The 18,335-nt window shown below is 73.7% G+C and carries 19 protein-coding genes and 1 riboswitch; of the genes, 8 read left to right on the top strand and 11 right to left on the bottom strand.

What is annotated here, in order from left to right; all coding sequences use genetic code 11:
* Window positions 1-3 precede the first annotated feature (3 nt).
* From ABZ858_RS02050 to ABZ858_RS02025, 6 genes are all read right to left on the bottom strand, one after another.
* Window positions 4-999 carry a hypothetical protein gene (locus tag ABZ858_RS02050; RefSeq protein ID WP_361371199.1) on the bottom strand — a complete coding sequence of 332 codons (996 nt, stop codon included), beginning with the start codon at window positions 997-999 and terminating at the stop codon, window positions 4-6.
* 55 nt (window positions 1,000-1,054) lie between these two features.
* The gene (gene metF, locus ABZ858_RS02045) at window positions 1,055-1,978 is read right to left on the bottom strand and encodes a methylenetetrahydrofolate reductase [NAD(P)H] (RefSeq protein ID WP_361371196.1); all 924 of its coding nucleotides are present in this window, start codon (window positions 1,976-1,978) and stop codon (window positions 1,055-1,057) included.
* Window positions 1,979-2,136: 158 nt separating this feature from the next.
* Complete coding sequence (thiE, locus tag ABZ858_RS02040; RefSeq protein ID WP_361371193.1) at window positions 2,137-2,802, bottom strand: thiamine phosphate synthase; 666 nt, start codon at window positions 2,800-2,802, stop codon at window positions 2,137-2,139.
* A gap of 208 nt (window positions 2,803-3,010) precedes the next feature.
* The gene (locus ABZ858_RS02035) at window positions 3,011-3,376 is read right to left on the bottom strand and encodes an Rv2175c family DNA-binding protein (RefSeq protein WP_361371190.1); all 366 of its coding nucleotides are present in this window, start codon (window positions 3,374-3,376) and stop codon (window positions 3,011-3,013) included.
* Between the two features lie 78 nt (window positions 3,377-3,454).
* Window positions 3,455-4,684 carry an FAD-dependent oxidoreductase gene (locus tag ABZ858_RS02030; RefSeq protein WP_361371187.1) on the bottom strand — a complete coding sequence of 410 codons (1,230 nt, stop codon included), beginning with the start codon at window positions 4,682-4,684 and terminating at the stop codon, window positions 3,455-3,457.
* A gap of 72 nt (window positions 4,685-4,756) precedes the next feature.
* Entirely contained in the window at window positions 4,757-5,122 is a 366-nt protein-coding gene (locus ABZ858_RS02025; RefSeq protein ID WP_361371184.1) for a hypothetical protein, read from the bottom strand.
* A gap of 51 nt (window positions 5,123-5,173) precedes the next feature.
* Window positions 5,174-5,285, top strand: a riboswitch (TPP riboswitch).
* Between ABZ858_RS02025 and thiO the strand changes: the two genes are divergently transcribed.
* From thiO to ABZ858_RS02000, 5 genes are all read left to right on the top strand, one after another.
* A complete protein-coding gene (gene thiO, locus ABZ858_RS02020) occupies window positions 5,283-6,449 on the top strand; it encodes a glycine oxidase ThiO (RefSeq protein ID WP_361371181.1) in 1,167 nt (388 codons plus the stop codon). Its footprint overlaps the riboswitch before it by 3 nt.
* Entirely contained in the window at window positions 6,446-6,646 is a 201-nt protein-coding gene (gene thiS, locus ABZ858_RS02015; protein WP_361371178.1) for a sulfur carrier protein ThiS, read from the top strand. Before thiO ends, thiS begins: the two co-directional genes overlap by 4 nt.
* Before the next feature lie 2 nt (window positions 6,647-6,648).
* Window positions 6,649-7,443, top strand: a complete 795-nt coding sequence (locus ABZ858_RS02010; RefSeq protein ID WP_361371175.1) for a thiazole synthase — start codon at window positions 6,649-6,651, stop codon at window positions 7,441-7,443.
* Between the two features lie 103 nt (window positions 7,444-7,546).
* Window positions 7,547-9,487 carry a Stk1 family PASTA domain-containing Ser/Thr kinase gene (gene pknB / locus ABZ858_RS02005; RefSeq protein WP_361371172.1) on the top strand — a complete coding sequence of 647 codons (1,941 nt, stop codon included), beginning with the start codon at window positions 7,547-7,549 and terminating at the stop codon, window positions 9,485-9,487.
* An 81-nt stretch (window positions 9,488-9,568) separates the two neighbouring features.
* Window positions 9,569-10,468, top strand: coding sequence for a deoxyribonuclease IV (locus ABZ858_RS02000; protein ID WP_361371169.1), 900 nt, complete (start codon window positions 9,569-9,571; stop codon window positions 10,466-10,468).
* Between the two features lie 17 nt (window positions 10,469-10,485).
* Here the strand turns inward: ABZ858_RS02000 and ABZ858_RS01995 are convergent, their stop codons facing one another.
* The gene (locus ABZ858_RS01995) at window positions 10,486-11,142 is read right to left on the bottom strand and encodes a sulfite oxidase-like oxidoreductase (protein ID WP_361371166.1); all 657 of its coding nucleotides are present in this window, start codon (window positions 11,140-11,142) and stop codon (window positions 10,486-10,488) included.
* A gap of 153 nt (window positions 11,143-11,295) precedes the next feature.
* Between ABZ858_RS01995 and bfr the strand changes: the two genes are divergently transcribed.
* The gene (gene bfr, locus ABZ858_RS01990; protein WP_361371163.1) at window positions 11,296-11,814 is read left to right on the top strand and encodes a bacterioferritin; all 519 of its coding nucleotides are present in this window, start codon (window positions 11,296-11,298) and stop codon (window positions 11,812-11,814) included.
* A 12-nt stretch (window positions 11,815-11,826) separates the two neighbouring features.
* Here bfr and ABZ858_RS01985 read toward each other — a convergent pair whose 3' ends face one another.
* The 3 genes from ABZ858_RS01985 to ABZ858_RS01975 all read right to left on the bottom strand — a co-directional run bounded on the left by ABZ858_RS01985 (window position 11,827) and on the right by ABZ858_RS01975 (window position 14,937).
* A complete protein-coding gene (locus ABZ858_RS01985; protein ID WP_361371160.1) occupies window positions 11,827-12,084 on the bottom strand; it encodes a (2Fe-2S)-binding protein in 258 nt (85 codons plus the stop codon).
* A gap of 177 nt (window positions 12,085-12,261) precedes the next feature.
* Window positions 12,262-13,608 (bottom strand): class II 3-deoxy-7-phosphoheptulonate synthase, encoded by a 1,347-nt coding sequence (locus tag ABZ858_RS01980; protein ID WP_361371157.1) that lies wholly within the window; start codon window positions 13,606-13,608, stop codon window positions 12,262-12,264.
* A gap of 114 nt (window positions 13,609-13,722) precedes the next feature.
* Entirely contained in the window at window positions 13,723-14,937 is a 1,215-nt protein-coding gene (locus tag ABZ858_RS01975; protein ID WP_361371154.1) for a glycoside hydrolase domain-containing protein, read from the bottom strand.
* A 197-nt stretch (window positions 14,938-15,134) separates the two neighbouring features.
* Between ABZ858_RS01975 and ABZ858_RS01970 the strand changes: the two genes are divergently transcribed.
* Together ABZ858_RS01970 and ABZ858_RS01965 are read left to right on the top strand one after the other, a co-directional pair.
* Window positions 15,135-15,197: a trp operon leader peptide gene (locus ABZ858_RS01970; RefSeq protein WP_361371937.1), complete on the top strand. Its 63-nt coding sequence runs from the start codon at window positions 15,135-15,137 to the stop codon at window positions 15,195-15,197.
* Window positions 15,198-15,339: 142 nt separating this feature from the next.
* Complete coding sequence (locus ABZ858_RS01965) at window positions 15,340-17,220, top strand: anthranilate synthase family protein (protein WP_361371934.1); 1,881 nt, start codon at window positions 15,340-15,342, stop codon at window positions 17,218-17,220.
* Here ABZ858_RS01965 and ABZ858_RS01960 read toward each other — a convergent pair.
* On the bottom strand, window positions 17,172-18,167 hold the full coding sequence (locus tag ABZ858_RS01960; RefSeq protein ID WP_361371152.1) for a 2-hydroxyacid dehydrogenase: 996 nt from the start codon (window positions 18,165-18,167) through the stop codon (window positions 17,172-17,174). The two genes, ABZ858_RS01965 and ABZ858_RS01960, sit on opposite strands and share 49 nt — an antisense overlap.
* Window positions 18,168-18,335: the final 168 nt, after the last annotated feature.

Below are 18,335 nucleotides of genomic sequence, written 5' to 3'. Positions count from 1 at the left end.
GGTTCAGAAACGGTACTGCTCGTCGAAGCCGGCGCCGTGCTGCGCCTGGCCCTGCCCATGGCCACCGCCCTGCCCATGGCCGCCGTCGTGCCCGTCGCCCTGGTAGGGGTAGGGCTGCTGCTCCGGTGTGAGCCGGCCGCCGTGCGGGTCGTCGGCGCGCTGCTGCGGGACCCACACCCCGCCGGCCGGAGTCCCGTCCGGGTGGCCGCCCGTGGCGTACGGGTCCTGGGCGGCGTAGCCCTGCCGGCCGTAGCCGGTGTCGTAGGCGGCGCCGTCGTAGGTCTGGGTGCCGATGTACGGGTCCGAGTAGGCGGCGTACTGCTGCTGGCCGGTGCCGTCGTAGCCGTAGCCCTGCTGCCCGTAGCCCGAGTAGTCGTACCCGTAGCCCTGGTCGGTGCCCTGGGCGGTGGGGGCGTACTGGCCCTGGTCCGGTGCGCCCGCCGGGTGGGGCGAGTCGCCGTAGACGCCGTAGGAACCGGTGTCGTCGGGCAGCGGCAGCGGCTCGTACACGGTGGTGGGATCGGCGGCCGCGGACTCCAGGGGGCGGGCCGGGGCGAAGACGTCGTCGTGCTCGTCGTCGTCCTGCCCGTACGGCAGGCCGGGTCCCGCCGGGTTCCTCGTGCCGTCCGTCCCGGCGTGCTCGTCCGGGCCGGTGGCGTCCGGGGCCGGGTGGCCGGTGTCCGCGCCGGTCGGGGCCTTGCGGTCGGCGCGGCCGCGGCGGCGCTTGGCGGGCTCCTCGGCGGACGGCTTCCTGACCGCCCAGCCCGCCGCGAAGCCGCGGCGGAAGGAGAGCGTCACATAGGTCTGGCCGATCGCGAAGGCGATCGCGCCCGCGCCGATGACCAGGACGGACGGGATGAGCACCCCGAGCACCACGCACAGGAAGCCGCCGAAGGCGAGCAGCCGCCAGCGCAGCCGCGCCTTGTACTGCAGCAGCACCTCGCCGAGCAACCACAGCGCGACGCCGCCGAAAGCGATGTAGAGGACCGCCCAGCCCATGTACGCCCCTCTCCCAGTGGCCGTTCCGCAGTGTGTCGTACGCGGGTGCGACCGTCTAGGTCCGCGGTGGCCGGTGCGGACCCAGGTTCTCGTAGATTTCCAGGGTCGCCGTGGAGTTGTTGAGCGTGATGAAGTGCAGTCCGGGCACTCCCTCGGCCAGCAGCCGCGCGCAGAACTCCGTGGCGAATTCGATCCCCATGGAGCGTACCGCCGCCGGATCGTCCTTCGCGGAGAGGATCCGTTCTTTCAGGACATCCGGGATGGCGGCGTTGCTGAGCTGGGGCAGCCGTTCGAGGAGCCGGAGGCTGGTGACCGGCATGATCTCGGGGATGACGGGGGTGTCGCAGCCGGCCGCGGCGACGCGGTCGCGCAGGCGCAGATAGGACTCCGGCTGGAAGAACATCTGCGTGATGGCGTAGTCGGCGCCCGCGCGGCACTTGTCCACGAAGTGCGCGACGTCGCTGTCCCAGCCGGCGGAGCGCGGGTGCATCTCCGGGAAGGCGGCCACGCCGACGCAGAAGTCACCCGACTCCTTGATGAGCCGGACGAGTTCGGCCGCGTAGGTCAGCCCGCGCGGATGCGGCACCCAGTCGCCCATCGGGTCGCCGGGCGGGTCGCCGCGCACCGCGAGCATGTTGCGGATGCCGGCGTCGGCGTACTGGCCGATGATGTTGCGCAGTTCGGCGACGGAGTGGTTGACCGCGGTGAGGTGGGCGACCGGGGTGAGGGTGGTGTCGGCGACGATCTGCTGGGTCTCCTTGACCGTGCCGGCGCGCGTGGAACCGCCCGCGCCGTAGGTCACGGAGACGAAGTCCGGCGCGACCGCCTCGACCCTGCGCAGCGCGCTCCACAGGTTCCGCTCGCCCTTGGACGTCTTCGGGGCGGAGAACTCGAACGAATACGTCGTCTCTCCGGCGGCGAGGATGTCGCGCACGGTGCGTGCGCGATCAGTCCTGGTGGATGCGGTTCCGAGGGCCATGCTCGCAGGTTATCCAGGGCGGCCCTGTCCCCCAACCGGGAGCCGGTGAATTGCACGGATTGTCGCTTTGTTGTCCATCCCTCGGACACCGGGCCGCCACCCGGCCCCGGCTCTCCGGCCGGCCGCCGGTTCTCCGGCCGGCCGCGAGGCGGGAGATCTCAGCCGGCCGCCGCCTGCCGCAGCCGCCCGGCGATGCGGGCCGCCGCCGCGCCGGGGTCGTCGGCCTCGGTGATCGCCCGGACCACGACGACCCGGCGGGCGCCGGCCGCCAGCACCTCGTCCAGGTTGCCCAGGTCGATGCCACCGATGGCGAACCAGGGGCGGTCGGTGCCCAGGGAGGCGGTGTAGCGCACCAGATCCAGGCCGGGGGCGGGCCGGCCGGGCTTGGTGGGGGTGGGCCAGCAGGGGCCCGCGCAGAAGTAGTCCACGCCGTCCTGCGCGGCGGCCGCGGCAACCTCGGACTCGGCGTGCGTGGAGCGGCCGATCAGCACCTCGTCGCCGAGGATCGCGCGGGCGGCGGGCACCGGCAGGTCGCCCTGGCCGAGGTGGAGCACGTCCGCGCCGGCGGCGTGGGCGACGTCCGCGCGGTCGTTGACCGCGAGCAGCCTGCCGTGCCGGGCGCAGGCGTCGGCGAACACCTCCAGGTGCTCCAGCTCCTCGCCCGCCTCCATGCCCTTGTCGCGCAGTTGCACGATGTCGACCCCGGCCGCCAGGACCGCGTCGAGGAACTCGGGCAGGTCGCCGCGGTCCCGGCGGGCGTCCGTGCACAGGTACAGGCGCGCGTCGGCGAGCCGGTCGCGGGCGGCGGCTGCGGTGTCGGACATGCGTGGGTCCCCCCGGGTGGCGGTAGACGGTGTGTCGGTGGCGTACGGGCCGGGCCGGGCCGCGGCCCAGTGTCGTACGGGCCGGGCCGCGGCCCAGTGTCGTACGGGCCGGGCCGGGGCCCAGTGTCGTACGGGCCGGGCCTTGCCCAAGCCCCGGCCCGTACGCGGACGGGTCGTTCTGTTTCGGTCGGAGTGCGGGCGGGCGGGGTCAGACGGCGAGTGCCTGGGCCCGGCGCTTCACCTCCGTGCCGCGATTCTCGCTCAGGGCCTGCGCGGGGGTGCCGGGCAGGGTCGGGTCGGGGGTGAAGAGCCATTCGATCATCTCTTCGACCGTGAAGCCGTCGTCCCGCAGGAGCGTCAGGGTCCCGGTCAGGCCCTTGACCACCTTGTCCCCGTCGATGAAGGCGGCGGGTACCTGCAGCGCGCGGTTCTCACCACGGCGTACGGCGATGAGCTGGCCCTCCTTGACCAGCTGCCGCACCCGCGTCACCTCGACATCGAGCATCTCGGCGATGTCGGGGAGGGTCAGCCAGGCGGGTACGAGCGCATCGGTCTTCGCGTCAATCTCGGTCACGGGACAAGCGTGCCATCTGCCACTGACAGTCGGAAACCGGCCCCGTCCGACCGGCCGGGCGCGCAGCGCCCGGGAGGGCTACGCGGTGGCCGCCTTCAGCGGCCTCGCCGGGTCCGCGAGCAGCGCGGCGTCCATCGGCGTGCCCGCCTCGATCAGCCGCCGGCCCTGGGCCAGATCGCGCGGCCGGCCGACCGCCAACAGGGCGACGAGCCGGCCCTCGCGCAGCCAGCACACCGTCCACGCCGGTCCGTCCGGCTCGCCGCGCCACAGCAGCCGGTCGGCGCCGGTGTGATGGCCGGCGTACTGCACGAAGCGGCCGAACTGCTCCGACCAGAAGTAGGGCACCGGATCGTAGACGGCCGGGGTCAGGCCGAGCAGGTCGGCGGCGACCGTGCGCGGGCCCTGGAGGGCGTTGTCCCAGTGGTGGACCAGCAGGCGCTCGCCGTAGCGGCCGGAGGGGAAGGAGGCGCAGTCGCCGACCGCGTACACGTCCGGCACGGAGGTGCGCAGGCGGTCGTCGGCGAGCACCTCGCCCTGGTCGCCCAGCTGGACGCCGGAGCCGGCCAGCCAGGCGGTGGCGGGCCGCGCGCCGATGCCGACGACGACCGCGCCGGCGGGCAGCCGGGAGCCGTCGTCGAGGATCACCGCGCCGGGCTCGATGCGGGCCACGCGCGCGCGGGTGCGCAGTTCGGTGCCGCTGTCGGCGTACCAGGCGGCCATCGGCGCGGCCACCTCGGCGGGCAGCGCGCCCGCCAGCGGCCGGTCCGCGGCCTCCACCACGGTCACCGCGCAGCCGGCCTCGCGGGCGGCGGTGGCGAACTCGGCGCCGATCCAGCCGGCGCCGACCACCACGACGTCGTGCTGCCCGGCGAGGACCGGCCGCAGCCGCGCCGCGTCGTCGAGGGTGCGCAGCAGGTGGACGCCGGGGACGTCCTCGGTGCCGGGGACGCGGACCGGTTCGGCGCCGGTGGCCAGGACCAGGACGTCGTAGGGCACCGGTCCCTCGGAGGTGTCCAGGACGTGGGCGTCGGCGCGGACGGCCAGTGCCTCGCAGCCGAGCCGCAGCTCCAGGCCGAGCCCCTCGAAGTCGACGTCGAAGGCGGAGCCCTCGGCCTTGCCGAGCAGCACGGCCTTGGACAGCGGCGGCCGGTCGTAGGGCTGGTGGGGTTCGGCGCCGATCAGTGTGACGGTGCCGGTGTAGCCCTGCTCGCGCAGGGCGACCGCGGTCCGCACGCCGGCCATGCCCGCGCCGACGACGACCACGCGCCGCGGTTGTGCCGTGCCCTGTCCCTGCGTCTGCTCACCCATCCGATCACCATAGTCACCTGACGTTTCGCCAGGCAGGGGGCGTGCCAGGTGACCTGCTGCACAGCGACTCCGCTAGCGGGCCCGCTGCGCAGCGGGCCGCCGGCGGACCTCCTCCACCACGCTGGTGCCGCTGCCCGGCTGCGACTCCCACTCCCAGGTCTCCTCCAGCCGCAGCCGGCCGTCCGCCAGTTCGACCACCGTGGAGACGCAGTGCCCGCCGGCCGTCGTGCCGTCCCGCTTGAGCTGGACGTAGCGGAAGTCGAGCCGGTCGCCCTCCCGGGTCCCCACCAGATGGCCGCGCACGACGTCGCCGCCCGCGTACTCGGCCCAGATCTCGCCGTCCCGCTCGTGGTAGGCGAACCGGGTGCGGGTGCCGACCTGGCCCGGGGCCTGGTCGGCGACGGGGGCGAGGACGAGGCCGTCCAGCGAGCGCGGCATCAGCGGGCTCCCTTACCGGGTCAGGGCTCTGCGAGCTAGGGTGGCCACCGTACAAGCACTCGCGGGAGCCCGGACGCACCGGGCTGAGAGGGAGGCTGGCGGCCTCCGACCGTACGAACCTGATCCGGGTCATGCCGGCGAAGGGAGGGGCTGGACGCCCATGTCGTTGTCACGTTCGTCAGACGTCCTCGTGATCGGGGGCGGGATCATCGGGCTCGTGACGGCCTGGCGCGCCGCCCAGCGCGGGCTGGCCACGGCCGTGGTCGACCCGGAGCCGGGCGGCGGGGCCGCGCAGGTGGCGGCCGGGATGCTGGCCGCCGTCACGGAGCTGCACTACGGCGAGCAGACTTTGCTCGGCCTCAATCTGGCCTCGGCCCGCCGCTACCCCGACTTCGCGGCCGAGCTGGCCGAGCTGACCGGGCACGACCTCGGCTACCGCAGGTGCGGCACGCTGGCCGTGGCCCTGGACGCCGACGACCGCGCCCACCTGCGGGAGCTGCACGCCCTCCAGCAGCGTTCGGGCCTTGAGTCGGAGTGGCTGTCCGGGCGGGAGTGCCGGCGCCTGGAGCCGATGCTCGCGCCGGGCGTGCGCGGCGGGCTGCGGGTGGACGGCGACCACCAGATCGACCCGCGCCGGCTGGCCGCCGCGCTGGTGGCGGCCTGCGAGCGCACCGGCGTGGTCTTCCACCGCGCCTGGGCCGACCGGCTCACCGTGACCGGGGACCGGGCCGCGGGCTGTGTGCTGCGCGACGGCACGGCGCTCGGCGCGCGGCAGGTGGTGCTGGCCGCCGGCAGCCTGAGCGGGCGGCTGGCGGGGGTGCCGGACGCGCTGCTGCCGCCGGTGCGGCCGGTGAAGGGGCAGGTGCTGCGGCTGACCGTGCCGAAGCGGTACGCGCCGTTCCTGAGCCGCACCGTGCGGGCCGTGGTGCGCGGCGGCCACCTCTACCTGGTGCCGCGGCTCAGCGGCGAGCTGGTGGTCGGGGCCACCAGCGAGGAGCTGGGCTGGGACACCACGGTGACCGCGGGCGGGGTGTACGAGCTGCTGCGCGACGCGCACGAGCTGGTGCCCGGGATCACCGAGCTGCCGCTTACCGAGACCCGGGCCGGGCTGCGGCCCTGCTCCCCGGACAACGCGCCGCTGCTCGGCCCGACCGACCTGGACGGACTGCTGGTGGCCACCGGCCACCACCGCAACGGCGTGCTGCTCACCCCCGTCACCGGGGACGTCATGGCGCAGGTGCTGACCACGGGCGAGCTGCCCGAGGAGGCGCGCCCCTTCACCCCGCGGCGCTTCGCCGCCGTCGCACTCACGGAGCAGCCCGCATGAACATCTCCGTCAACGGCGAGCGGCGCGAGGTCGCGTCCGGCACACCGCTCGACACCGTCGTACGGACGCTGACCGCGGCGCCCTCCGGGGTGGCCGCCGCCCTGAACGAGACCGTCGTCCCGCGCGCGCAGTGGCCGTCCACGGCCCTGGCCGAGGGCGACCGCGTCGAGATCCTCACCGCCGTCCAAGGAGGCTGACCATGGCCGACGATCCCTTCGTCCTCGGCGGTGCGCCCTTCACGTCCCGGCTGATCATGGGCACGGGCGGGGCACCCAGCCTGGAGGTGCTGGAACGGGCCCTGGTGGCCTCCGGCACCGAGCTGACCACGGTGGCGATGCGCCGGATGGACCCCTCGGTGCACGGCTCGGTGCTCTCCGTGCTGGAGCGGCTGGGCGTCCGGGTGCTGCCCAACACGGCCGGCTGCTTCACCGCGGGCGAGGCGGTGCTGACCGCCCGCCTGGCCCGCGAGGCCCTGGGCACCGATCTGGTCAAGCTGGAGGTCATCGCCGACGAGCGGACCCTGCTGCCGGACCCGATCGAGCTGCTCGACGCGGCCGAGACCCTGGTCGACGACGGCTTCACGGTGCTGCCCTACACCAACGACGACCCGGTCCTCGCACGGAAACTGGAGGACGTGGGCTGCGCGGCGATCATGCCGCTGGGCTCGCCGATCGGGTCCGGGCTCGGCATCCGCAACCCGCACAACTTCCAGCTGATCGTCGAGCACGCGCGCGTGCCGGTGATCCTGGACGCGGGCGCCGGCACCGCCTCGGACGTGGCGCTGGCCATGGAGCTGGGCTGCGCGGGAGTGATGCTCGCCTCGGCGGTCACGCGCGCGCAGGAGCCGGCGATGATGGCCGAGGCCATGCGGCACGCGGTGACGGCGGGCCGGCTGGCCCGGCTCGCGGGCCGCATCCCCCGGCGGCACTTCGCCCAGGCGTCCTCGCCCGCCGAGGGCCTGGCCGCGCTGGACCCGGAGCGGCCGGCGTTCTGAGGCGGACGGGACGTACGTGGGAAGCGTCACAGGACGGCTTCAGTACCGCCGTGGAGCCCCGCGCGGCGGCATGGGTGTCCGTGGCTGCTCGTAGACTCGCTGCGTGGATACGACCCTCAAGGACCCTCTCGTCGGGCAGGTGCTCGACGGCCGCTATCGCGTCGACGCGCGGATCGCCGTCGGCGGGATGGCCACGGTCTACCGGGCCCTGGACACCCGCCTGGACCGCGTCCTCGCGCTCAAGGTGATGCACCCGGCGCTCGCGGCCGACGGCTCCTTCGTCGAGCGGTTCATCCGGGAGGCCAAGTCGGCCGCCCGCCTGGACCACCCCAACGTGGTGCAGGTCTTCGACCAGGGCACCGACGGGTCGTACGTCTACCTGGCCATGGAGTACGTCGCCGGGTGCACCCTGCGCGACGTGCTGCGCGAGCGCGGGGCGCTGCAGCCGCGGGCCGCGCTGGACATCCTGGAGCCGGTCCTCGCCGCGCTCGGCGCGGCGCACCGCGCGGGCTTCGTGCACCGGGACATGAAGCCGGAGAACGTGCTGATAGGGGACGACGGCCGGGTGAAGGTCGCCGACTTCGGGCTGGTACGGGCCGTGAACACGGTCACCCACACCAGCGGCGCGGTGCTCGGCACGGTGTCCTACCTGGCGCCCGAGCAGATCGAGCAGGGCACCGCGGACCCTCGGGTCGACGTGTACGCGTGCGGTGTCGTGCTGTACGAGATGCTGACCGGCTCCCGGCCGCGCCAGGGCGAGAGCACCGCCCAGGTGCTCTACCAGCACCTGCACGAGGACGTGCCCGCACCCTCCGCCCTGGTGCCCGGGCTCCCCCACGAACTGGACGAACTGGTCGCGGCGGCCGCCGCGCGCACCCCGGAGGCGCGTCCGTCCGACGCGGTGGCGCTGCTCGCGCGGGTCCGCGAGGCCCGGGCGGCGCTCGGCCCGCGGCAGCTGGACGCGGTACCGCCGCAGGCGCTCACCGCGGGCCACGACAACGCCGAGGACCGCACCAGCGTGATCCCGCGCGCGCTGACGGTGCCCCGCCCGCTGCCCGTCGACGAGGACGACGGGACCGGCGCGGCGGCGGCCCTGCACCGCACCAGCCGCCTGGAGACGCCCCCGGCGCCCGCGCCGCGGCGCCGCACCGGCCGCCGCGCCCGGCGCGGCCTGCTGACCCTGGTCGCCGCCGTGCTGCTGGTCCTGGGCGTCGGTGGCGGTGTGTGGTACATCAACTCCGGTCAGTTCACCAAGGTCCCGCCGCTGCTGTCCAAGACGGAGGCGCAGGCCCGGGACCGGCTGGACGCGGCCGGCCTGGACGTCAAGGGCGTCCGGCACGCCTACAGCGACACGGTCCGCCGGGGCACGGTCCTCAGCACCGACCCCGCGGCCGGTGCCCGCATCCGCAGCAACGGCTCGGTGACGCTCACCCTCTCGGACGGCCCCGAGACCGTGCGGGTGCCGGACCTCAAGGGCCGTCCGCTGGGGGAGGCGCAGCGGGCGCTGAAGAAGGACGGCCTGGAGCCGGGCATGGTGAGCCGGGCGTTCAGCCAGGACGTCGCCAAGGGCTCCGTGATCAGCACCGATCCGAAGACGGGCACCGACCGGCACGCCGGTTCGGCCGTCGCGCTCGTCGTCAGCAAGGGCCGCCCGGTGGACGTGCCGGACGTCACCGGCGAGGACCCGGACGAGGCGCGCTCCGACCTGTCGGACGCGGGCCTGAAGGTGGAGATCGCCCCCGCCCAGGTGAACTCCGAGTTCGACAAGGGCCAGGTGGCCCGGCAGACCCCGCCGTCCGGCGCGCAGGCCGCCGAGGGCGACACGGTCACGCTGACGCTGTCCAAGGGCCCGGAGCTGGTCGAGGTGCCGGACGTGACCGGGGACAGCGTCGACGACGCGGAGAAGGCCCTGCGGGACGCCGGTTTCAAGTCCGACGAGGACCGCGGGCTGCTCGGGCTGTTCGGCGACACCGTCAAGAAGCAGTCGGTGAAGGGCGGCGACCGGGCGCCCAAGGGCTCGACGATCACGCTCACCATCCGGTGAGCCGGACCGGCCCGGCGCACGAGAGGGGGATCACGGCGGCCCGCGCCCCGGTGCCCGCCGCCCGCATGACACCCTGAACGGGTGAGCAGCCAGCAGTCCCCCGCCTCCTCCCCCGCACCGGGCCGTGTCCGCAATCCGGTCGGCGGCCATGTCCCCGTCGCCGGCGGACTCCACTCCACGGGCCTCGCCTACGCCCGTGAGCTGGCGGCCGAGGCCGTGCAGGTCTTCGTCGCCAATCCGCGCGGCTGGGCCACGCCCGCCGGCAACGGGCGGCAGGACGAGGCGTTCCGCGCGGCCTGCGCCGAGCAGTCCGCCCCGGCGTACGTCCACGCCCCCTACCTGATCAACTTCGGCTCGCACACCGAGGCGACCGTGGAGCGGTCCGTCGCGTCGCTGCGGCACTCGCTGCGGCGGGCGCGGGACATCGGCGCGCTGGGCGTGGTGGTGCACACCGGCAGCGCGACCGGGGGCCGGGACCGGTCCGTGGCGCTCCAGCAGGTACGCGAGCACATGCTGCCGCTGCTGGACGAGCTGACCCACGACGACGACCCGTTCCTGCTGCTGGAGTCGACGGCGGGGCAGGGCGCCTCGCTGTGCTCGCGGACCTGGGACTTCGGGCCGTACTTCGAGGCACTGGACGCCCACCCGAGACTGGGCGTGTGCCTGGACACCTGCCACATCTTCGCCGCCGGGCACGACCTGACCGGCGAGCACGGCATGCACCGGACGCTGGACCTGCTGGTGGAGACGGTCGGCGAGGGGCGGCTCAAGCTGATCCACGCCAACGACTCCAAGGACGTGGCGGGCGCCCACAAGGACCGGCACGAGAACATCGGCGCCGGGCACATCGGTGAGGACCCCTTCCGGGCCCTGATGACCCACCCGGCCACCGCGGGGGTCCCGCTGGTCATCGAGACGCCCGGCGGCAAGGAGGGGCACGCCGCCGACGTGGCCCGGCTGAAGAAGCTCAGGGACGGCTGAGCGACGGCCTCACCGGCTCACAGACCGGGGCCGTCCCCGGCCTCCTCCTGGTAGGAGTAGCGCTGTTCCTGCCAGGGGTCGCCGATGTTGTGGTAGCCGCGCTCCTCCCAGAAGCCGCGGCGGTCGGCGGTCATGTACTCCACGCCGCGCACCCACTTGGGGCCCTTCCAGGCGTACAGGTGCGGGACGACCAGGCGCAGCGGGAAGCCGTGCTCGGCGGTGAGCAGTTCGCCGTCCTTGTGCGTGGCGAACAGGGTGGTGGCGGCGGTGAAGTCGGCCAGCCGGAGGTTGGAGCTGAAGCCGTACTCCGCCCAGACCATCACGTGGGTGACGGTCGGCGCGGGCGGGGCGATGTCCAGGACCGTCCGGGCCGGGATGCCGCCCCATTCGGCGCCGAGCATGCTGAATTTCGTCACGCAGTGCAGGTCGGCGACCTCGGTGGTGTACGGCAGGGCGGTGAACTCGTCGTGGGTCCAGCTGTGCTTCTCGCCGTCGGCGGTGGCGCCGAAGACCCGGAAGTCCCAGCGCTCGGGGCGGAACTTGGGCACCGGCCCGTAGTGCGTGACCGGCCAGCCGCGCTGCAGCCGCTGCCCGGGCGGAAGCTCCGGCTGTACGGCTCCTCCGGACGCGGCGTGCGACGCGTCCCCAGATGCGCGTTCCACCGGCTGACCCATGTCTCCATCCTGACAGACCGCACGGGGTGCACCGGACCAGCGCAGGAATAATTCAGGCATCTCCCACTAAGTGTGAACTTACTGGACGGGCGTGCACGCCGGTGCAATCATGCGGCGCTATCGGACCGGACCGCACAGAAGGAGCCCAGCAGGATGCAAGGCGACCCCGAGGTCATCGAACTCCTCAACGAGCAGCTGACCGCCGAGCTGACCGCGATCAACCAGTACTTCCTGCATTCGAAGCTGCAGGACCACAAGGGGTGGACGAAGCTCGCCAAGTACACCCGGGACGAGTCCTTCGACGAGATGCGGCACGCGGAGCTGCTCACCGACCGCATCCTCCTGCTGGACGGCCTGCCGAACTACCAGCGGCTCTTCCACGTCCAGGTCGGGCAGACCGTGGCCGAGATGTTCCGGGCCGACCGGCAGATCGAGGTGGAGGCCATCGACCGGCTGCGCCGCGGGGTGGACGTGATGCGCGACAAGGGCGACATCACCTCGGCCAACATCTTCGAGGCGATCCTCGCCGACGAGGAGCACCACATCGACTACCTGGACACCCAGCTGGAGCTGGTGGACAAGCTCGGTGAGGCGCTGTATCTGGCGACGGTGATCGAGCAGAGCCAGCCCGACCCCTCGGGTCCGGGCACGCACGGCTTCTCGACGCCGTAAGGACGACGCCCGCTAGGCGGCGCGCCGCTCGCTCTCGCCCAGGGCCGCGCCGGTGCGCGCGATCTGCGGGAAGGCCGGGGCGCCGCGGTCGACCAGCTCCCGGCGGGGGCACGCGCCCCGGCCGAGCAGGGCCTGGATGCGGCGCACACAGCCCCCGCAGTCCGTGCCCGCCTTGCAGGCCGAGGCGATCTGGCGGGGCGTGCAGGCACCGTTCTCCGCGTGCTGCTTGACCTGCTGCTCGGTGATGCCGAAGCAACTGCAGACGAACACGCGGGTCACCTCCCGGCGGGGGTCGGATTCAGTGGCGCCGCCCCGACTTCTCGGTGAGGCAAACCTAACCTTACCCGCCGGGCCAGAGGGGGAAAAGCGGGTGGGGCCCGGACCGTATGTGATCCGTGCCCCACTCGTCCCTCTCACCGCGGCCGGCGCCCCGCCGGCCGCACGGCCTCACTGGTCGCGGTACATCTCCGCGACCAGGAAGGCCAGGTCGAGCGACTGGCTGCGGTTGAGCCGCGGGTCGCAGGCCGTCTCGTAGCGCTGGTGCAGGTCGTCGACGAAGATCTCGTCGCCGCCGCCCACGCACTCGGTGACGTCGTCGCCGGTCAGCTCGACATGGATGCCGCCCGGGTGGGTGCCCAGCTCCTTGTGCACCTCGAAGAAGCCCTTGACCTCGTCGAGCACGTCGTCGAAGCGGCGGGTCTTGTGCCCGGAGGCCGCCTCGAAGGTGTTGCCGTGCATCGGGTCGGTCACCCAGGCCACGGTCGCGCCGGAGGCGGTGACCTTCTCGACCAGCTCGGGCAGCTTGTCGCGGACCTTGTCGGCGCCCATCCGGACGATGAAGGTCAGCCGGCCGGGCTCGCGGTCGGGGTCCAGGCGCTCGATGTACTGCAGCGCCTCCTCGGCCGTCGTGGACGGGCCGAGCTTGATGCCGATCGGGTTGCGGATCTTCGAGGCGAACTCGATGTGCGCGTGGTCCAGCTGCCGGGTGCGCTCGCCGATCCACACCATGTGCGCCGAGACGTCGTACAGCTGCCCGGTGCGCGAGTCGGTGCGGGTGAGCGCCGACTCGTAGTCGAGCAGCAGCGCCTCGTGCGAGGAGAAGAACTCGACGGTCTTGAACTCCTCCGGGTCGGTGCCGCAGGCCCGCATGAAGTTCAGCGCGTTGTCGATCTCCCGGGCGAGCTGCTCGTAGCGCTGGCCGGAGGGGGAGGACTTCACGAAGTCCTGGTTCCAGGCGTGCACCTGGCGCAGGTCGGCGTAGCCGCCGGTGGTGAAGGCGCGCACCAGGTTCAGCGTGGAGGCCGAGGCGTGGTACATCCGCTTCAGCCGCTCCGGGTCCGGGACGCGGGCCTTCTCGGTGAAGTCGAAGCCGTTGACGGAGTCGCCGCGGTAGGTCGGCAGGGTCACGCCGTCGCGGGTCTCGGTCGGCTTGGAGCGCGGCTTGGAGTACTGCCCGGCGATCCGGCCGACCTTCACCACCGGCACCGAGGCGGCGTACGTCAGCACGGCGCCCATCTGGAGCAGGGTCTTGAGCTTCGCCCTGATGTCGTCGGCGGACACCGCGTCGAACGCCTCGGCGCAGTCGCCCCCCTGGAGGAGGAACGCGTCTCCGCGGGCGACGGCGGCCATACGGGCGCGCAGCTGGTCGCACTCGCCCGCGAAGACGAGCGGCGGGAAGCTCTCCAGTTCGGTGGTCACCTTGCGGAGAGCGGCCTGGTCCGGATACTCCGGCTGCTGGGCCGCAGGGAGATCCCGCCAGGTGTGCGTGTCGACGATGGAGGCGTTTGCGTTCACAAGTTCAGACTACGGGGTGCGTGTGCCGTGTCCGCCCCGTGCCCAAACTATGGGACGCCGGATCCCGGGACCCGGCGTCCGAGCCCCGCGGCGGCGGGGAGCGAACCGCGCGGCTCACGCTCCGGCGGCGACGTCCAGCTGGTCGCGGTCCACGTTGATCCGGACCCCGCCGTACGTCTCGGCCCGGTCGCCGGCGTACTGGTGGATCCGCTGCCGCTCGGCCCACAGGCCGGCCGGGAGGGCGTCGTCGGTGGTGGCGGCCTGGTCGTTCCAGTGGGCGAAGTGGATCACGTCGGGCAGCGTGGTCCTGGTGGCGTTGGCGACCAGATCGGTGATGAGCGAGGAGGTGCTGCCGTACGCGCCCGAGCGGTAGCCCAGCTCGTGCAGCCGCTCGGTCCAGGCCGTCACGAAGCCGAGGACCCGGGAGGTGACGGCCGCACCGGGGGTGTACTGCTCCAGGTCGGCGTAGAGCACCGCGCCCTTGCCGAAGCCGAGCGCGGCGGCCTGGGCGGCCGCGTCCTCGGCGGCGGCGGTGCCCTGCGGGGCGGGGTCGGTGATGGCGGCGCAGCCGCTGCCGCAGCTGCCGGCGGAGGAGGTGGGCTGCGGGCCGACGTAGAGCGGGAAGAAGCGCCAGCCCTTGGTGTACTGGGCCTGCACCCAGTCGGCGGTCAGGTTCGGCTGGGCGCAGCCGCGGTTGATCCCGCCGATGTAGACGCCGACGGCGCCGTAGGGCGAACCGGCCCGCCAGGCGTCCATGGCCGCCTGGCCGGGTGCGGCACAGGTGTCGAAGCCCTTGCCCTGGTGCGCGGTCACGTCGGCGGGCAGCGCCGGGACGGCCGGGGCCGCGTCCGTCGTCCCGCCCCGGGCGGCGGCCACGGGCAGTCCGGCGCTGCCCAGCACCTGTTCGATCCGGGTGCGGTCCGTGCCGTAGGGGGCCGTGACGGCGATGCCCTCGGCGGGCGCGGCGGCCCGGAAGAGGTGGGCGGTGCGGTTCTCCGTCACGGCGGCCACGGCGGCGGTGGCGGGCTGCACCCACAGCGCCTCGGTGCGGCCGGTGACGTGGGCCGGGCAGTCCTGCCGTTCGCCGGGGTCGCCGAGGTAGACGGCGTGCCGGTCGAAGCGGACGCAGGCGGTGGGGTCGGCGGCGAGGTCGACGACCGGCCAGTCGGCCGGGACGGTGAAGGTGTGGCCCCGGTAGGCGACGGCCTTGACCGAGTCGTCCCGCGCGGCGTCGGCGGAGGGGGTGCGGGCGGCGGCCGGCGCCCCGGCGCCGAGGGCGGCGCAGGCGGCGAGCGCGGTCAGCGCGGCGAGTGCGCGGGGACGGGGCATGCGCGGCGGGTGGGGCCGGTGGGGCATGGAGATGGCGGGCTCCTCGGTCGGGCGCGGGCGGCGGCCCTGGGTGACGGACGCCGTCGGCGGGAGGCGGTGACGGACGCCCTCCTTCCACCCGGCGCGCCCGGCGGAAACCGGACTGTGGTGCGTCCGGGCGACCCGGCGCGCGGGACGCATGCGATAGGGTGCGGGGCATGTTCGCGCACTCGACCCAGATCCAGAGCTGGTGGTGGACCGCTTCTCCGGCGGCCCGCTGACTGCGCGTATCCCACACTTCGCGAAGGCCGCCCGAGGGGCGGCCTTCGGTGTTTGCGGCACCTGGGCCCGTTCCTCGCCGGGATTTCGACACGAACCGACGAAACCGACGGAACCGAGGGAAGAAGCCCCATGAACCCGGACCTGAACCTGGCACAGCTGCTCACCGACCCCCGCCCCTTCGCGCTGCTGCGCCGCCGCGCCCCCGGCCACGACCACGACATGGTCGAGGTGCTGGTCGGCCCGGTGACCGCCCGCGAGCGCCTGGCCGACCTGCCCGACCGGGGCCTGGCCCTGGTCCCGTTCCGGCAGATCCGCGAGCGCGGCTTCGACGTCCGCGACGACGGCACCCCGCTGCTGGTGCTGACCCCCGAGGAGGCGTACGGCATCCCGCTCGCCGAGGCGCTGGCGCAGCTGCCCGCGCACGAGGTGCGGGTGGCGGGCGGCGGTTTCGACGTCGGTGACGAGGAGTACGCGCGGATCGTCGGCCGGGTGCTGCACGAGGAGATCGGCACCGGCGAGGGCGCCAACTTCGTGATCCGGCGGACGTACGAGGGCGAGATCCCCGGGTTCGGCCGGGCCGACGCGCTGGCGCTGTTCCGGCGGCTGCTGGAGGGCGAGCGGGGGGCGTACTGGACGTTCGTGGTGCACACCGGGGACCGGACGCTGGTCGGGGCGAGCCCGGAGGCGCATGTGCGGATGTCGGGCGGCACGGTGGTGATGAACCCGATCAGCGGGACCTACCGCTATCCCGCCGGGGGCCCCAGTCCCGAGCACCTGCTCGGCTTCCTCGCCGACGGCAAGGAGATCGAGGAGCTGTCGATGGTCGTCGACGAGGAACTGAAGATGATGTGCACGGTCGGGGACAGGGGCGGGGTGGTGGTCGGGCCGCGGCTCAAGGAGATGGCGCACCTGGCGCACACCGAGTACGAACTGCGCGGGCGGTCCTCCCTGGACGCGCGGGAGGTGCTGCGCGAGACGATGTTCGCCGCGACCGTCACCGGGTCGCCGGTGCAGAACGCCTGCCGGGTCATCGAGCGCCACGAGACCGGTGGACGCGGCTACTACGCCGGTGCCCTCGCCCTGCTCGGCCGGGACGCGGGCGGCGCCCAGACCCTCGACTCCCCCATCCTGATCCGCACCGCCGACATCGACGCGGCCGGGCGGCTGCGCGTCCCGGTCGGCGCGACCCTGGTGCGCGGCTCGGACCCGGCGGGCGAGGTCGCGGAGACGCACGCGAAGGCGGCGGGCGTGCTGGCGGCGCTGGGGGTGCGGCCGGGCCGGCCGCGCACGGAGCGGGAGCTGCCCCGGCTGGCCGGGGACCCGCGGGTGCGGGCGGCGCTGGACGGGCGCCGGGCCTCACTGGCGCCGTTCTGGCTGCGGATGCAGGAGCCCTCGAACGCCCTGGCCGGGGACGCGCTGGTCGTGGACGGCGAGGACACCTTCACGGCGATGCTCGCCCATGTGCTGCGCTCCTCGGGGCTCGGCGTCACCGTGCGCCGCTACGACGAGGACGGGCTGCGGGAGGCCGTCCGCGCGCACCGGGGGCCCCTGGTGCTCGGTCCCGGCCCCGGTGATCCGCGTGATCCGGCCGACCCGAAGATGCGGCTGCTGCGCGCCCTGACGGCCGAGGCGCTCGCGGAGCACCGGCACGGTGTGCTCGGTGTCTGCCTCGGACACGAGCTGATCGCCGCCGAACTGGGCCTGGACCTCGTCCGCAAGCAGGTGCCGTACCAGGGCGCGCAGACCACGGTCGACCTGTTCGGGCGCCCGGAGACCGTCGGCTTCTACAACAGCTTCGTGGCCCGCTGCGACGACGAGGCGCACGCCGGGCTGGCCGCGCACGGCGTGGAGGTGAGCCGGAGCGCGGACGGCGAGGTGCACGCGGTGCGCGGGCCGGGCTTCGCGGGCGTGCAGTTCCATCCGGAGTCGGTGCTGACGCTGGACGGGGCCGCGATCGTGTCCTCCCTGCTGGGTCAGTTCTGCGGCACCAGCACGTTCTCCGAGCGGCGGCCGGCCGTGTAGTCGAGGACGTTGCGCACGGTGGCGTCGACGATCTGCCGCAGCGCGTCCTCGGTGTAGTACGCCTGGTGCGAGGTGACCAGGACGTTGGGGAAGGTGACCAGGCGGGCCAGCGTGTCGTCCTCGATGGCCTCCTGGGACCGGTCGAGGAAGAACAGGCCCGCCTCGGACTCGTAGACGTCCAGTCCTACGCCGGTGAAACGGCCCTCGCGCAGTTCGGCGACGAGGGCCCCGGTGTCGACGAGGCCGCCGCGGCTGGAGTTCACCAGGATCGCGTCGTCCTTCATCGCCTTCAGGGCGGCCGCGTCGATCAGGTGCTGGGTCTGCGGCATCAGCGGGACGTGCAGGGAGACCAGATCGGAGTCGGCCAGGAGCTGTTCCTTGTGGACGTACTTCATGCCCAGTTCCATGCAGTTGGGGTTCTCGGCGACGTCCCAGCCCAGCAGCCGCATGCCGAAGCCGTGGGCGATCCGGGCGAACGCCTCGCCGATCTTGCCGGTGCCGATCACTCCGGCGGTACGGCCGTGCAGGTCGCGGCCCATCAGCCCGTCGAGCCGGAAGTCGAAGTCGCGGGTGCGGGTGGAGGCCCGCACGACACGCCGGTTGACGGCGAGGGCGAGCGCCCAGGCGAACTCGGCGACCGCGTACGGCGAGTAGGACGACACCCGGGCGACCGTCATGCCGAGCCGCTCGGCGGTGTGCAGGTCGATGTTGTTGAAGCCGGTGGAGCGCTGGGCGATCAGCCGGGTGCCGCCGGCCGCGAGGATCTCCAGGACCCGGCCGCCGAGTTCGGCGTTGACACTGGTGGAGACGGCCTCGTAGCCGGCGGCGATGGGGGCGGTGTCCTCGGTGAGGAAGACGCCCAGGCAGCGGACCTCGTGGTGGTCCTGGAAGGCGTGCTCGATCAGGGGCTTCTCGTCGGCCTGCACTCCGAAGGCCAGGATCTCCATCGCCGCTCCCGTTTCGCTGGGGTATGGGCCGGATACGCCGAATCTACGAATATACGGTCCACACCCCCGCGCGGCGTTCCGGCACAGGCCGACGCACGCTGGTGCCGGTCCATGCCGGTCCATGCCGGTCCATGCCGGTCCATGCCGGTCCATGCCGGTCAGTGCCCG

The organism is Streptomyces sp. NPDC047017, from assembly GCF_040644175.1.
Taxonomy (GTDB): Bacteria; Actinomycetota; Actinomycetes; order Streptomycetales; family Streptomycetaceae; genus Streptomyces.
This window is presented reverse-complemented; position numbering and strand designations above follow the sequence as displayed.